This window comes from Streptomyces parvulus, from assembly GCF_014648855.1.
GTDB classification, from domain to species: Bacteria; Actinomycetota; Actinomycetes; order Streptomycetales; family Streptomycetaceae; genus Streptomyces; species Streptomyces parvulus.
This window is the reverse complement of record NZ_BMRX01000001.1, coordinates 65,708-78,755: the sequence shown is the minus strand read 5'-3', so window position 1 is coordinate 78,755 and position 13,048 is coordinate 65,708. Positions and strand designations below refer to the sequence as shown.

Below are 13,048 nucleotides of genomic sequence, written 5' to 3'. Positions count from 1 at the left end.
GGGTCTCACTCCCGGGCCACGACCACCGCCGTGCCGTACGCGCACACCTCGGTGCCGACGTCCGCGGCCGTCGTCACGTCGAAGCGGAAGGCCAGCACCGCGTTGGCCCCCCGCGTGCGTGCCTGCTCGACCAGCCGCTCCATCGCCTCGTTGCGGGTCTCGACCAGCGTCTTGGTGAGCCCGCGCAGCTCACCGCCCACCATCGACTTCAGCCCGGCCCCGATCTGGCTCCCCAGGTGCCGGGAGCGCACGGTCAGCCCGAAGACCTCGCCGAGCACCTCCTGGACCCGGTGGCCCGGCACGTCGTTCGTGGTCACCACGAGCACATCGGACTGCGGACTCTGCCCACCGCCGTATTCTTCAATACCCATGGTTCCCAGACTTCCCCGGGAAGGGCGCAGTGCACCCCGGGGACCCCGGTGGAACCTGGTGCACCGCGGCTGCGTTATACGTTTGGGCAGCCAGGTCCAGCCCGCCTCCCCCCAGCAGCAGGAGCCACAATCCCGTGACCACCCTTGCGCTCGGCCCCGAGTGGCTCAGCCCGGACTACCTGATCGAGACCTTCAGTCTTCCGGGCATCCTGCTCATCGTCTTCGCCGAGTCGGGACTCTTCGCGTTCCTGCCCGGCGACTCGCTGCTGTTCACCGCGGGCCTCTTCGTCGCCCAGGGCGAGTACATCAGCCAGCCGCTGTGGCTGGTGTGCACCCTGATCGTGCTGGCCGCCGTCATCGGCGACCAGGTCGGCTACATGATCGGCAAGTTCTTCGGACCCAGGCTGTTCAGCCGTCCCAACTCCAAGCTCTTCAAACAGGAGAACCTGGAGAAGGCGCACGAGTTCATGGAGAAATACGGCCCCAAGGCGATCGTCCTGGCCCGCTTCGTGCCCATCGTGCGCACCTTCGCGCCCATCGTCGCGGGCGCCGGCCGCATGAAGTACCGCACGTTCCTCACGTACAACGTCATCGGCGGCGTGGCCTGGGGCACCGGCGTCACCCTCGCGGGCTACTGGCTGGGCCAGATCGAGTTCATCCGGACCAACGTCGAGGCCATCCTCGTCCTCATCGTCGTCGTGTCGGTCGTCCCGATCGCCATCGAGTACCTGCGCGAGCGCAAGAAGAAGAAGCGCGCGGCGGCCGGCGCCCCGGCGGCGTCCCAGCAGCAGTACCAGCAGCCGCAGTACCCGGTGATGGACGACGCCACGACCCAGCTCCGCCGCGTCGATCCGTACCAGCCGCCGCAGCAGCAGTACCAACAGCCCCAGCAGCCGCAGCAGTACCAGCAGCCCCAGCAGCCGTACGCGCAGCAGTACCCGCAGGGATACGGCCAGCAGCCCTACGGCGACCAGCAGGGCGGGCAGTACCCCTACGACCAGGGCCGCTGAACCCACCCAGGGGCGCGGGCAGCCACGACGCGCTCGCGCCCCCGGACACACGGCACCACCCGCCGCCGCGGGCGCCCGGGGCTAGAACCCCCGCGTCCGCTTGGCCGCGCGGCGTCCCGCGGCACTCGCCGCCCCCGGCACCCGCAGGAACAGCCGCGAGATCTCCCCGCCGAGGTTCACCCCGATCGCGATGGCCATCGCCAGCGCCACCGCCTTGGACAGCGACAGCAGCCCGTTGTCGACCTCGCTCTGGGCGATCGCCAGCAGTCCGAAGTACGTCGCGGAACCGGGCAGCAGCGGCCCGATCGCCGCGGTCGTGTACGGCAGCGCCGACGCGAACCGGTACCGGGACATCAACTGCCCGAACAGCCCCACGAGCCCGGCCGCGGCGGCGGTGGAGGCCACCGGGGAGATGTCGCCCGCGTAGTGCATCGCGCCGTACACGCACCAGGCGACACCGCCGTTCAGGGTCACCGCCAGCACGGTGGACCGTTCCTGCTGAAGCAGGATCGCGAAGGCCAGCGACAGCAGCATCGAGGCGAAGATCTGCACGAAGGGGTCGTCGCCCGTGCCCAGCGCGGCGTCCGGGTTGAGGTTGGCGCCGAGCTGGACGCCGAAGTACAGGACCACCAGCACCCCGGCGACGATGCTGACGAAGAAGTACATGACCTCCAGCAGACGCGCGGCGGCGGTGATGTAGAAGCCGGTCAGGCCGTCCTGCACACCCGCCACCAGCGCCCGCCCGGGCAGCAGCGCGAACAGCCCACCGGTGATCACCGCGGACGCCTTCACGTCGACGTGGGTCAGCGTCAGCGTGATGCCGATCGCGGCCGGCGGCATCGCGGCCACCGCGAACTGGTAGAACTCCGGCAGCCCGCGCCCCGCGCACAGCCACGCGAGCCGGTCGCCGAGCATCGCGCCGATCATGGCCGCGAAGAACACGATCACGTCACCGCCGACGAGCAGCGAGGCGCCGCCCGCGAGCAGGCCGCTCGCCGTCGTGAGCACCCAGGTCGGGTAGGGGTGCCGGTTGCGGCGGATCTCCGCGAGGCGCCGGTAGGCCTCCTCCAGCGAGATGTGGGTGTCGGGGTCGCTGAGGTCGTCCACCAGCTGGAAGACGGCCGCGAGCCGGGTGTAGTCGGTGCCGCGGCGGCGCACCGTCCGCGAGGCCGTCACCGGGTCCTCGACCAGGGAGGGCTGGTGGGAGATCGACAGCAGGGTGAAGGTGACGTTCGGCTCGCAGCGGTCCAGGCCGTAGGACCGGCAGACGGCGAACATGGCCGCCTCCACGTCCTCGGCGCCCTCACCGCCCGCCAGCAGCAGCTCCCCGATACGCAGCGTCAGGTCGAGCACGCGCGGCACCGCGGGCCCGGTCTCGTCGTCGTGCTTCTGCGACGGCTCGGGAGCGGGCCGCTCGGCCACCGGCATGCGCAGCATGGCCCGCATCCGGTCCTGCCAGGGCACGTCCGCCAGGCTCACCGCCGGGAAGCCGCTCGCCGGCGTGAACGCGGCCGGCGCGGTCCACGCGTGGTACGTGCTCGGCGTGGCGAACGCCGAGCCCTCGGTGTCCCCGGGCGCGGCGGGCGGCGCGTCCATCCCGTCGGGAAGGGCGAACTCCGAGGTGGTCTCGGACTCCGACCCGGTGTGCCGCGGGACGGCCAGTCCCCGCGGGATCTCGAACTCGGACGTCGTCGACGACTCGTTGTCGATCGAAGCCGCGATCCCGCCCGGTTGCCGGAACGCGCTGTGCGCCTCCTCCGACTGCGGCTTGCGGTCCTCCGCCTCCGTCACCTGTGCAACGCTCCCTGGTACGAACACACCCTCCTGTTGACCTCAGTATGCGCACCCAAACGCGAACGGGCCGCACGCGGGTGGCGTGCGGCCCGTTGCGGAAGAGTGGCTGCTCAGTGGCCGCCCTGCTCCTTGAAGCGCTTGTACGACCGCTCGATCTCGATCTCCGCGTCCGTGCGTCCCACCCAGTTGGCGCCCTCGACGGACTTGCCGGGCTCCAGGTCCTTGTAGACCTCGAAGAAGTGCTGGATCTCCAGGCGGTCGAACTCCGACACGTGGTGGATGTCCCGCAGGTGCTCCACCCGGGGGTCGGTCGACGGAACGCACAGCAGCTTGTCGTCGCCGCCGGCCTCGTCCGTCATCCGGAACATGCCGATCGCGCGGCAGCGGATGAGGCAGCCCGGGAAGGTCGGCTCGTCCAGGATGACCAGCGCGTCCAGCGGGTCGCCGTCCTCGCCGAGGGTGTTCTCGACGAAGCCGTAGTCGGTCGGGTAGGCGGTCGAGGTGAAGAGGCGGCGGTCCAGGCGGATACGACCGGTCTCGTGGTCCACCTCGTACTTGTTCCGCGAACCCTTCGGGATCTCGATCGTGACGTCGAACTCCACCGGACGCTCCTCCATGATCAGTCCATACTTCTGGTGGTTAAGTGTCCCTCACGCCGACGTGTGATCGCGAAAGGGGCTGGTGATGGTGCCAGAGCTGAGGCCTTGGCGGTCCGCGAGGCCGCATCTGGTGCGGGCCGCGGGCGCCGTACGACCCCGTCTGGCGCGCCTCGCCCGGGCCGCCGAACCGCGGATCGCACGGTTCGCGCGGGCCACGGGACCGCGGCTCGTCCGGATCACGAGGCCGAAGACCTGGCAGTACACCGCCGGTGCCGCCACCGCCGGGCTGGCTCTCGCCGCCGGTGTGGTGACCGCCGCCGGCCCCTGGGACTCCACGGGTCAGCGTACGGCCGAGCGGGACCGGGCCGTCGCCCAGGAGCACACGGGTGGCGCAGATCACGGTCGCACCTCCGGCACCGGGGGCACCACCGCCGGGACGCCCCGTCCCGCGCCCAGCGCCGGCGCGGTGCTGGCCGGCCTCGGCGGCAGCGGCACCCCGGGCGGCGTGAAGGCCGCCCCCGGCGGCGAGGCCCTCGGCGACCTCCTCGGGCCGCTCCTGGACGACCCGGCGCTCGGCACCGACCGCGCGGCCTCGGTCGTCGACCTCACCACCGGCAAGCGCCTGTACGGCCTCGGCGGCGACGCGCCCCTCACGCCCGCCTCCACCACCAAGATCGCCACCGCGGTCGCCGCGCTCACCGCCCTCGGCCCCGACCACCGGCTCACCACCCGCACGGCCCTGGAGGGCGACACCGGCGAACTCGTCCTGGTCGGCGGCGGCGACCCGACGCTCACCGCGCGCGCGGACGCCAAGGGCCTCGCCAGTCTGCGAACCCTGGCCGAGAAGACCGCCGCCGCCCTGAAGAAGCGCGACCTGCGCAAGGTGACGCTGTCGTACGACACGACGCTCTACGCCGGTGACGAAATGCACCCGATCGGGGTCAACGAGAACCTCGCCCGCGTCACCGCGCTGATGGCCGACGAGGGCCGCAAGGACGACTCCACCAGCGGCCCCGCCGACCGCGAGGCCGACCCCGCCGCCCAGGCCGCCCGCGCCTTCGCCGGATTCCTGAAGCAGCACGGCGTCACCGCGTCGGCCCCCGGCCCGTCCAAGGCCACCGGGCGGGCCGACACCCTCGCCGCCGTCTCCTCGCCGCCGCTGTCCGCCCTGGTCGAGCGGATGCTGACCAACAGCGACAACGACCTCGCCGAGGCCCTGGCCCGGCACACCGCCGTGGCGAGCGGCAGGCCCGCCGACTTCGACGGGGCGTCGGCCGCCATGAAGGACCGGCTCAAGCGGCTCGGCCTCCCGGTGCGCGGCGCCGAGCTGAACGACGGCAGCGGCCTGGACCGCACCGACCTGGTCGGCGCCGACCTGCTCACCGCCCTGCTGGCCGAGGCCGCCGACCCGGAACGCCCCCAGCTGCGCAGCGTCCTCACCGGTCTCCCGGTGGCCGGATTCACCGGGACCCTGGCCGGCCGCTACACGGACGGCGCAGCGGGCCTCGTCCGCGCCAAGACGGGCACGCTCACGGGCGTGAACACCCTGGCCGGCACGGTCGTCACCGCCGACGGCCGCCTGCTGGGCTTCGCCTTCATGGCGCACGGGACGTCCGACCCCGCCGCCGCCCAGGCGACCCTGGACCGGGCGGCGACGAGCCTCGCCTCCTGCGGCTGCGGGTGACGGGGGCCCACCCCCGCGCCCGCCACGGCCTGCCCCGAGCGGCGGCGCTCCCGTACCGTTGACGCATGACGAGCATCGGCGCAAATTCCGGCATGGTCGACTGGAACCTCGCGGTGGCGACCGCGACCCGGCTCGTACGGCCGGGCCCCGAGGTGAGCCGCGACGAGGCCCGAGCGGTCGTCGCCGAACTCCGCCGCCATGCCAAGGCATCCGAGGAGCACGTCCGGGGCTACACCGGGATGGGCACCGAGGAGACCCACGACACCCCCGTCCTGGTCGTCGACCGCCCCGGCTGGGTCCGGGCGAACGTCGCCGGGTTCCGGGAGATCCTCAAACCCCTCCTGGAGAAGATGCAGGAGCGGCGCGGCGACGGCGCGGGCAACGCGGTCCTCGGCGCCGTCGGCGGCAAGGTCACCGGCGTCGAGCTGGGCATGCTGCTGTCGTTCCTGTCCTCGCGCGTCCTCGGCCAGTACGAGACCTTCGCCCCGGCCACCCGGGAACTCCCGGCCGGCGCGAACGGCGGCGGCCGGCTGCTGCTGGTCGCGCCGAACATCGTGCACGTCGAACGCGAACTCGACGTCCACCCGCACGACTTCCGCCTCTGGGTGTGCCTGCACGAGGAGACGCACCGCACCCAGTTCACGGCCGTGCCCTGGCTGCGCGACCACCTGGAGGGCGAAATCCAGTCGTTCCTCGCGGAGACCGACGTCGACCCCATGACCGTCCTGGAGCGGGTCCGCGAGGCCGCCCAGACCCTCGCCGGCGGGCGCCCCGAGGGCGAGGAGGACGACGGCGGCCGCTCGCTGGTGGAGCTGGTGCAGACCCCCGCCCAGCGGGAGGTCCTCGGCCGCCTCACCGCTGTGATGTCCCTGCTGGAGGGCCACGCCGACTTCGTGATGGACGGGGTGGGCCCGGCCGTCGTGCCGAGCGTCGGGGAGATCCGCGAGAAGTTCCAGCAGCGCCGCGCGAAGGGCGCCTCCCGCCTCGACCTGGCCCTGCGCAAGCTGCTCGGCCTGGACGCCAAACTCCGCCAGTACCGCGACGGGGAGCGCTTCGTGCGGGCCGTCGTCGACGAGTGCGGCATGGACGGCTTCAACCGCGTCTGGACCTCGCCCAACACCCTCCCCACCAAGTCGGAGATCGCCAAACCGGCGGACTGGATCGCGCGGGTGCACCGCAGGCCGGAGGCGTGAGCCCCCGCGGAGGGTGTGAAACGAATCCGGCCGACGGCAGGTAAACGCCCCTCCAATCACCCGTCCGAGGGACCGTGAGCCCTCGGCAGGCGTGCGATGCTCGGGGAACGGCCCGTTTCTGTCACCATCTACACACTCTGCGTGACAGAACCCCGGGCTCACCCCCCGAAACTTCATGAAGGGCACCGGACATGGGTCCCCATCCTGCGGTCGCGGCGATACGCCTGGCGGTCCGCCGCGTCCTCCACGACATCCTCACCGAACTGAACACCACGGCCGGCGTCCCCGCCGCGACGGCCGGCGGGCGAACGCCCGAGCGGCCGCCGTCACCGCTCGTGCTCGTGGCGTGCTCCGGCGGCGCCGACTCCATGGCGCTCGCCTCCGCCCTCGCCTTCGAAGCCCCCCGGCTCGGCATCCGGGCCGGCGGCGTCACCGTCGACCACGGCCTCCAGAACGGCTCCGACCTGCGCGCCGAAGAGGTCGTCCTGCGCCTGCGCGAACTGGGCCTGGACCCCGTCGAGGCCACCGCCGTCAGCGTCGGCCGCGCGGGCGGCCCCGAAGCCGCCGCCCGGGACGCGCGCTACGCCGCGCTGGACGCCGCCGCGGCCCGCCACGGCGCCGCCGCCGTCCTGCTCGGCCACACCCGCGACGACCAGGCCGAGACCGTCCTGCTGGGCCTCGCCCGCGGCTCCGGCATCCGCTCCCTGTCGGGCATGGCCGCGGTCTCGGGGGCCGACGGCCGCTACCGGCGCCCCTTCCTCCAGGTCGACCGGCAGACCGCCCGCAAGGCCTGCATGGTCCAGTCCCTGCCGGTCTGGGACGACCCGCACAACGCCGACCCGGCGTACACCCGCTCCCGACTGCGCCACGAGGGCCTGCCCGCCCTGGAGAAGGCGCTCGGCAAGGGCGTCGTCGAGGCCCTCGCCCGCACCGCCCAGCTCTCCCGGGACGACGCCGACGCCCTCGACACCTGGGCCCGCCAGGCCGAGGAGGGCGTCCGCGATGCCACGGGCGTGCTGGAGTGCGCCAAGCTCTACGCCCTGCCGCCCGCCGTGCGCCGCCGGATCCTGCGCCGCGCCGCCATCGAGGCCGGTGCCCCGGCCGGTGCGCTCTTCGCCCGCCACATCGAGGAAGTCGACCGGCTGATCACCGGCTGGCGCGGCCAGGGGGCCATCAACCTCCCCGGCAAAGTCGTCGCCCAGCGGCAGGGTGGCAGACTGGTCATTCGGCAAGGCTGAATACGGGCCGGTGGGACGACCGAAAGTGATGCGGGTGGACGCGAACGACATGGGTGCCGACCTCGAGAAGGTACTCATCACCAAGGAAGAGATCGACGCCAAGCTGGCCGAGCTGGCGGAGAAGATCGACGCGGAGTACGCGGGCAAGGACCTGCTCATCGTGGGCGTGCTCAAGGGCGCCGTGATGGTCATGGCCGACCTCGCCCGCTCGCTGTCCTCCCCCGTCACGATGGACTGGATGGCCGTGTCGTCGTACGGCGCGGGCACCCAGTCCTCCGGTGTGGTGCGGATCCTCAAGGACCTCGACACCGACATCAAGGGCAGGCACGTCCTGATCGTCGAGGACATCATCGACTCCGGCCTGACCCTCTCCTGGCTGATCTCCAACCTCGGCTCGCGCGAGCCCGCCTCCCTCAAGGTGTGCACGCTGCTGCGCAAGCCAGACGCGGCGAAGGTCGCCATCGACGTGGAGTGGGTCGGCTTCGACATCCCGAACGAGTTCGTCGTGGGCTATGGCCTCGACTACGCCGAGAAGTACCGCAACCTGCCGTTCGTCGGTACGCTCGCGCCCCACGTCTACGGCGGCTGACCCGCCCCCTCGGCGGGCCGCACGGCCATCGGGGGTCTACCGGGAACCCCGGAGGCCTCCGCGCCGTTGAGCATGCAGACGGGACGCCAGCGGTCCCGTGCGGCTGAGCGCCGCCGCGCTGGGGTACCGTCAGAAGAACTGTCTTATCAAACTCACTATGGCAGGAGGGACGGGGCGACACCGCTCCGTGTGGATGGACGTGAAGCGATACTTCCGTGGGCCAATCATGTGGATCGTGCTGGCCGTCCTTGCCGTGGTCGTGTTGATGCAGGTCGTTGGCTCGTCCGGCGGCTACAAGACGGTGGACACGGGCCAGGTCGTCCAGGCGATCAACGACAACAGGGTCGAGTCGGCCAAGCTGACCACCGGTGACGAGCAGACCATCAAGGTCCAGCTCAAGGACGGCGAGAAGGTCGAGGGCAGCTCGAAGATCCAGGCGAGCTACATCGGCGACCAGGGCGTGACCCTCGCCAACACCCTGCAGAACAAGTACCAGGACAAGCAGATCTCCGACGGCTACACGGTGTCGCCGTCGAAGCAGAACCCGTTCGTCGGCATTCTGCTCTCCCTGCTGCCGTTCGTCCTGATCGTCGTCGTCTTCCTGTTCCTGATGAATCAGATGCAGGGCGGCGGCAGCCGCGTGATGAACTTCGGCAAGTCCAAGGCCAAGCTCATCACCAAGGACACCCCCAAGACGACGTTCTCCGACGTCGCCGGCTCGGACGAGGCCGTCGAGGAACTCCACGAGATCAAGGAGTTCCTCCAGGAGCCGGCCAAGTTCCAGGCCGTCGGCGCCAAGATCCCCAAGGGCGTGCTGCTGTACGGCCCGCCCGGCACCGGCAAGACCCTGCTCGCGCGCGCCGTCGCGGGCGAGGCGGGCGTCCCGTTCTACTCGATCTCCGGTTCCGACTTCGTCGAGATGTTCGTCGGTGTCGGTGCCTCCCGGGTCCGCGACCTGTTCGAGCAGGCCAAGGCGAACGCCCCGGCGATCGTCTTCGTCGACGAGATCGACGCGGTCGGCCGCCACCGCGGCGCCGGCCTCGGCGGTGGCCACGACGAGCGCGAGCAGACCCTGAACCAGCTGCTCGTCGAGATGGACGGCTTCGACGTGAAGGGCGGCGTGATCCTCATCGCCGCCACCAACCGGCCCGACATCCTCGACCCCGCGCTGCTGCGCCCCGGCCGCTTCGACCGGCAGATCGCCGTCGACCGCCCGGACATGCAGGGCCGGCTGGAGATCCTCAAGGTCCACCAGAAGGGCAAGCCGGTCGCGCCCGACGTCGACCTGTCGGCCGTCGCCCGCCGCACGCCCGGCATGACCGGTGCCGATCTGGCCAACGTGCTGAACGAGGCCGCCCTGCTGACGGCCCGCAGCGACCAGAAGCTGATCGACAACCACATGCTGGACGAGGCGATCGACCGCGTGGTCGCGGGCCCGCAGAAGCGGACCCGGATCATGTCGGACAAGGAGAAGAAGATCACCGCGTACCACGAGGGCGGCCACGCCCTGGTCGCGGCGGCCTCGCCGAACTCCGACCCGGTCCACAAGATCACGATCCTGTCCCGCGGCCGGGCCCTCGGTTACACGATGGTGCTCCCGGACGAGGACAAGTACTCGACCACGCGCAACGAGATGCTGGACCAGCTCGCCTACATGCTGGGCGGCCGCGCGGCCGAGGAGCTGGTCTTCCACGACCCGACCACCGGCGCCGCCAACGACATCGAGAAGGCCACCAGCGTGGCCCGTGCCATGGTCACGCAGTACGGCATGACCGAGCGCCTCGGTGCGATCAAGTTCGGCGGCGACAACAGCGAGCCGTTCCTCGGGCGTGAGATGGCCCACCAGCGCGACTACTCGGAAGAGGTCGCCGCGCTGGTCGACGAGGAGGTCAAGAAGCTCATCGAGACGGCGCACAACGAGGCCTGGGAGATCCTGGTCGAGAACCGCGACGTCCTCGACAACCTCGTGCTCGCCCTGCTGGAGAAGGAGACGCTGGGCAAGGAGGAGATCGCCGAGGTCTTCGCCCAGATCGTCAAGCGCCCGGCCCGGCCCGCCTGGACCGGCTCCTCGCGCCGTACGCCCTCGACCCGTCCGCCGGTGCTCTCCCCCAAGGAGCTGGCCCTGACGAACGGAGCGAACGGCGCCACGGCGGCGATCTCCACCACCAAGAGCCCCACGGTGGATCCCGCTCCGGAGCACGCTCCGGAAGACCGCCCGGAGAGCTGACCGGGCCACCCCCGGCGGGCCCACCAGGCCCGGAATGTATGCCGCGCCCCCCAGGTTCTAGCCTTGGGGGGTGCGGCATTTCCCATGCCGACCGCAGGACCGCACAGGAACGAGGCACCAGATGACCGACCCCGTGACGTTGGACGGCGAGGGCGAGATCGGCGAGTTCGACGAGAAGCGCGCCGAGAACGCCGTACGCGAACTGCTCATCGCGGTCGGCGAGGACCCGGACCGCGAGGGCCTGCGGGAGACGCCGGGGCGGGTGGCCCGGGCGTACAAGGAGATATTCGCCGGGCTGTGGCAGCAGCCGGAGGACGTGCTGACGACGACGTTCGACCTCGGGCACGACGAGATGGTCCTGGTGAAGGACATCGAGGTGTTCTCGACCTGTGAGCACCATCTGGTGCCGTTCCGCGGGGTGGCGCACGTGGGCTACATCCCGTCCAGCAGCGGGAAGATCACTGGCCTGTCCAAGCTGGCCCGCCTCGTCGACGTCTTCGCCCGCCGCCCTCAGGTGCAGGAACGTCTCACCACGCAGATCGCCGACTCCCTGATGGAGATCCTGGAGCCGCGCGGCGTGATCGTCGTGGTCGAGTGCGAGCACATGTGCATGTCCATGCGGGGCATCCGCAAGCCCGGTGCGAAGACGCTCACGTCGGCGGTGCGGGGGCAGCTGCGGGACGTCGCCACGCGGAACGAGGCCATGAGCCTCATCATGGCTCGCTGAGGGGATGCCGGCGGTGGGCCGGCGCGCGGCTCAGGCCGCCGTCGCGGCGCCCGGGTGGTCGTCGTCCTCGTCCTCCGGGAGCTTGCAGACGCGTTCCATGAAGACGGCGGCCGCTATCACGCCGATGCCCGCCAGTACCGAGAGGCCGGCGTAGACCGCCTGGTCGCGGCGGGCGGGGATGTCCAGGTACTCCAGCAGGAAGACGCCCGTGCCGCCGTACATACCGGCGACGAGGCCCGCCACCAGGGCGCTGGCCTGGGCGAAGACCACCGCGCGGGCCGCCATCATCGGGTCGACGCCCTTGGCGCCGGGGACGCGCTCCCGCTGTGCCTTGAGGCGGGCGCGCAGCGAGAGCGCCGTGGCCAGCAGGATCACCGCGATCAGGGCGAGGACGACCGGGGCGGCCAGGGGGACGCTCGGCAGGGTCCCCACCGAGTTCCACAGGCGGGCGCCCGCCCAGGACAGGACGCCGGCGACGACGAACACGCCGGCCAGCACCCTGATGCGCAGCTCTTTCACGGTGTTCCGGTGTCCCTTCGGTCCCCTGAGCGGTCGTCGTGTCCCGCCGGCCTCGTCGACCTTAACGACTACTCGGGCAGCCGGAGTTCCAGGTCCGCGCGCGGCGCGACGCCCTCGCGGGTGACGGCGGCCAGGAGGTCGGCGACCGTGCCCTGTCCGGGCAGCCGGGCCTCCGGGTCCACGTCGAGCCAGGGAGCGAGCACGAAGGCGCGCTCGTGGGCGCGGGGGTGGGGGAGGGTCAGCTGGGGGTCGTCCGAGACGACCTCGGCGTAGGCGACGATGTCGACGTCCAGGGTGCGCGGGCCCCAGTGCTCGTCGCGGACCCGGTGGAAGGCCTCCTCGACCGCGTGCGCGCGCTCCAGGAGCGACGACGGGGGCAGTGTCGTCTTCACGACCACGACCGCGTTGAAGTACGCCGGCTGGCTCTCCGGGTCGACGCCCCACGGTTCCGTCTCGTAGACCTGCGACACGCCTTTGACGCGCACGCCGGGGGTGTCCTCCAGGGCGTCGATGGCGCCCTGGAGGGTCTCCAGGCGGTTGCCCAGGTTGGCGCCGAGGGCGATCACGGCACGCTTGGGGTTGGACAGCGTGGTGTCCGCGGCGTCGACCTGCTCGATGACGGAGGCCGGCACCGGCTGTACGGTCGGGTCGCTCGGACCCTCGGCGAAGGGGGCGCTCATACACGGCTCCGGATGATGGTGACGGTCACGTCGTCGAACGGGACGGTGATCGGGGCGTCCGGCTTGTGGACGCAGACCTCGACCTCCCGCACCCCGTCGTGCTTCAGACAGACCTGGGCGATGCGCTCGGCGAGCGTCTCGACGAGGTTGACGGGCTCGCCCTCGACGACGGCCACGACCTCCTCGGCCACGATGCCGTAGTGCACGGTCTTCGCCAGGTCGTCGTCGGCCGCGGCCGGGCGGGTGTCCAGGCCAAGGACGATGTCCACGAGGAAGGTCTGGCCGTCCTCGCGTTCCTTGGGGAACACACCGTGGTGCCCGCGGGCCTTGAGGCCGCGCAGCGCGACACGATCCACGCGAATCACTCCTGCAGTCGTCGGTCCAGGCCGGTCGCACCGCGTGCGGGCGGTACGGCGG

At 71.5% G+C, this 13,048-nt stretch carries 13 protein-coding genes; 7 read left to right on the top strand and 6 right to left on the bottom strand.

Going from position 1 to position 13,048, the window contains the following annotated elements; translation table 11 throughout:
* Positions 1 to 5: 5 nt before the first annotated feature.
* Positions 6 to 371, bottom strand: coding sequence for a YbjQ family protein (locus IE108_RS00365; protein WP_064729093.1), 366 nt, complete (start codon positions 369 to 371; stop codon positions 6 to 8).
* Positions 372 to 505: 134 nt separating this feature from the next.
* Between IE108_RS00365 and IE108_RS00360 the strand changes: the two genes are divergently transcribed.
* Positions 506 to 1,381: a DedA family protein gene (locus tag IE108_RS00360; RefSeq protein ID WP_064729094.1), complete on the top strand. Its 876-nt coding sequence runs from the start codon at positions 506 to 508 to the stop codon at positions 1,379 to 1,381.
* Between the two features lie 81 nt (positions 1,382 to 1,462).
* Here IE108_RS00360 and IE108_RS00355 read toward each other — a convergent pair whose 3' ends face one another.
* Together IE108_RS00355 and IE108_RS00350 are read right to left on the bottom strand one after the other, a co-directional pair.
* Positions 1,463 to 3,172 carry a threonine/serine exporter family protein gene (locus tag IE108_RS00355; protein ID WP_064729095.1) on the bottom strand — a complete coding sequence of 570 codons (1,710 nt, stop codon included), beginning with the start codon at positions 3,170 to 3,172 and terminating at the stop codon, positions 1,463 to 1,465.
* A 113-nt stretch (positions 3,173 to 3,285) separates the two neighbouring features.
* Positions 3,286 to 3,777 carry an inorganic diphosphatase gene (locus IE108_RS00350; protein WP_064731883.1) on the bottom strand — a complete coding sequence of 164 codons (492 nt, stop codon included), beginning with the start codon at positions 3,775 to 3,777 and terminating at the stop codon, positions 3,286 to 3,288.
* A gap of 82 nt (positions 3,778 to 3,859) precedes the next feature.
* On the opposite strand from IE108_RS00350, the gene dacB reads away from it, so the two are divergent.
* From dacB to folE, 6 genes are all read left to right on the top strand, one after another.
* Positions 3,860 to 5,458: a D-alanyl-D-alanine carboxypeptidase/D-alanyl-D-alanine endopeptidase gene (dacB, locus tag IE108_RS00345; RefSeq protein WP_189397547.1), complete on the top strand. Its 1,599-nt coding sequence runs from the start codon at positions 3,860 to 3,862 to the stop codon at positions 5,456 to 5,458.
* A gap of 65 nt (positions 5,459 to 5,523) precedes the next feature.
* Entirely contained in the window at positions 5,524 to 6,651 is a 1,128-nt protein-coding gene (locus tag IE108_RS00340) for an Rv3626c family coenzyme F420 biosynthesis-associated protein (protein ID WP_064729096.1), read from the top strand.
* Positions 6,652 to 6,842: 191 nt separating this feature from the next.
* Positions 6,843 to 7,889 carry a tRNA lysidine(34) synthetase TilS gene (gene tilS, locus IE108_RS00335; protein WP_064729097.1) on the top strand — a complete coding sequence of 349 codons (1,047 nt, stop codon included), beginning with the start codon at positions 6,843 to 6,845 and terminating at the stop codon, positions 7,887 to 7,889.
* Between the two features lie 28 nt (positions 7,890 to 7,917).
* On the top strand, positions 7,918 to 8,478 hold the full coding sequence (hpt, locus tag IE108_RS00330) for a hypoxanthine phosphoribosyltransferase (protein WP_064729098.1): 561 nt from the start codon (positions 7,918 to 7,920) through the stop codon (positions 8,476 to 8,478).
* Between the two features lie 193 nt (positions 8,479 to 8,671).
* Positions 8,672 to 10,705 carry an ATP-dependent zinc metalloprotease FtsH gene (gene ftsH, locus IE108_RS00325; protein WP_064729099.1) on the top strand — a complete coding sequence of 678 codons (2,034 nt, stop codon included), beginning with the start codon at positions 8,672 to 8,674 and terminating at the stop codon, positions 10,703 to 10,705.
* Positions 10,706 to 10,826: 121 nt separating this feature from the next.
* The gene (gene folE, locus IE108_RS00320; RefSeq protein WP_064729100.1) at positions 10,827 to 11,432 is read left to right on the top strand and encodes a GTP cyclohydrolase I FolE; all 606 of its coding nucleotides are present in this window, start codon (positions 10,827 to 10,829) and stop codon (positions 11,430 to 11,432) included.
* A gap of 30 nt (positions 11,433 to 11,462) precedes the next feature.
* Here folE and IE108_RS00315 read toward each other — a convergent pair whose 3' ends face one another.
* From IE108_RS00315 to folB, 3 genes are all read right to left on the bottom strand, one after another.
* Positions 11,463 to 11,951: a DUF3180 domain-containing protein gene (locus tag IE108_RS00315; protein WP_064729101.1), complete on the bottom strand. Its 489-nt coding sequence runs from the start codon at positions 11,949 to 11,951 to the stop codon at positions 11,463 to 11,465.
* Positions 11,952 to 12,019: 68 nt separating this feature from the next.
* Positions 12,020 to 12,631, bottom strand: a complete 612-nt coding sequence (gene folK, locus IE108_RS00310) for a 2-amino-4-hydroxy-6-hydroxymethyldihydropteridine diphosphokinase (RefSeq protein ID WP_064729102.1) — start codon at positions 12,629 to 12,631, stop codon at positions 12,020 to 12,022.
* Positions 12,628 to 12,987: a dihydroneopterin aldolase gene (folB, locus tag IE108_RS00305; RefSeq protein WP_064729103.1), complete on the bottom strand. Its 360-nt coding sequence runs from the start codon at positions 12,985 to 12,987 to the stop codon at positions 12,628 to 12,630. The genes folK and folB overlap by 4 nt, the downstream gene beginning before the upstream one ends.
* Positions 12,988 to 13,048 lie beyond the last annotated feature (61 nt).

Bases quoted from the DNA above. Each gene is read 5' to 3' on its own strand.
- IE108_RS00365 (WP_064729093.1), bottom strand. From the start codon at position 371: ATGGGTATTGAAGAATACGGCGGTGGGCAGAGTCCGCAGTCCGATGTG.
- dacB (WP_189397547.1), top strand. From the start codon at position 3,860: ATGGTGCCAGAGCTGAGGCCTTGGCGGTCCGCGAGGCCGCATCTGGTG.
- IE108_RS00340 (WP_064729096.1), top strand. From the start codon at position 5,524: ATGACGAGCATCGGCGCAAATTCCGGCATGGTCGACTGGAACCTCGCG.
- tilS (WP_064729097.1), top strand. From the start codon at position 6,843: ATGGGTCCCCATCCTGCGGTCGCGGCGATACGCCTGGCGGTCCGCCGC.
- hpt (WP_064729098.1), top strand. From the start codon at position 7,918: ATGCGGGTGGACGCGAACGACATGGGTGCCGACCTCGAGAAGGTACTC.
- ftsH (WP_064729099.1), top strand. From the start codon at position 8,672: ATGGACGTGAAGCGATACTTCCGTGGGCCAATCATGTGGATCGTGCTG.
- folE (WP_064729100.1), top strand. From the start codon at position 10,827: ATGACCGACCCCGTGACGTTGGACGGCGAGGGCGAGATCGGCGAGTTC.
- folK (WP_064729102.1), bottom strand. From the start codon at position 12,631: ATGAGCGCCCCCTTCGCCGAGGGTCCGAGCGACCCGACCGTACAGCCG.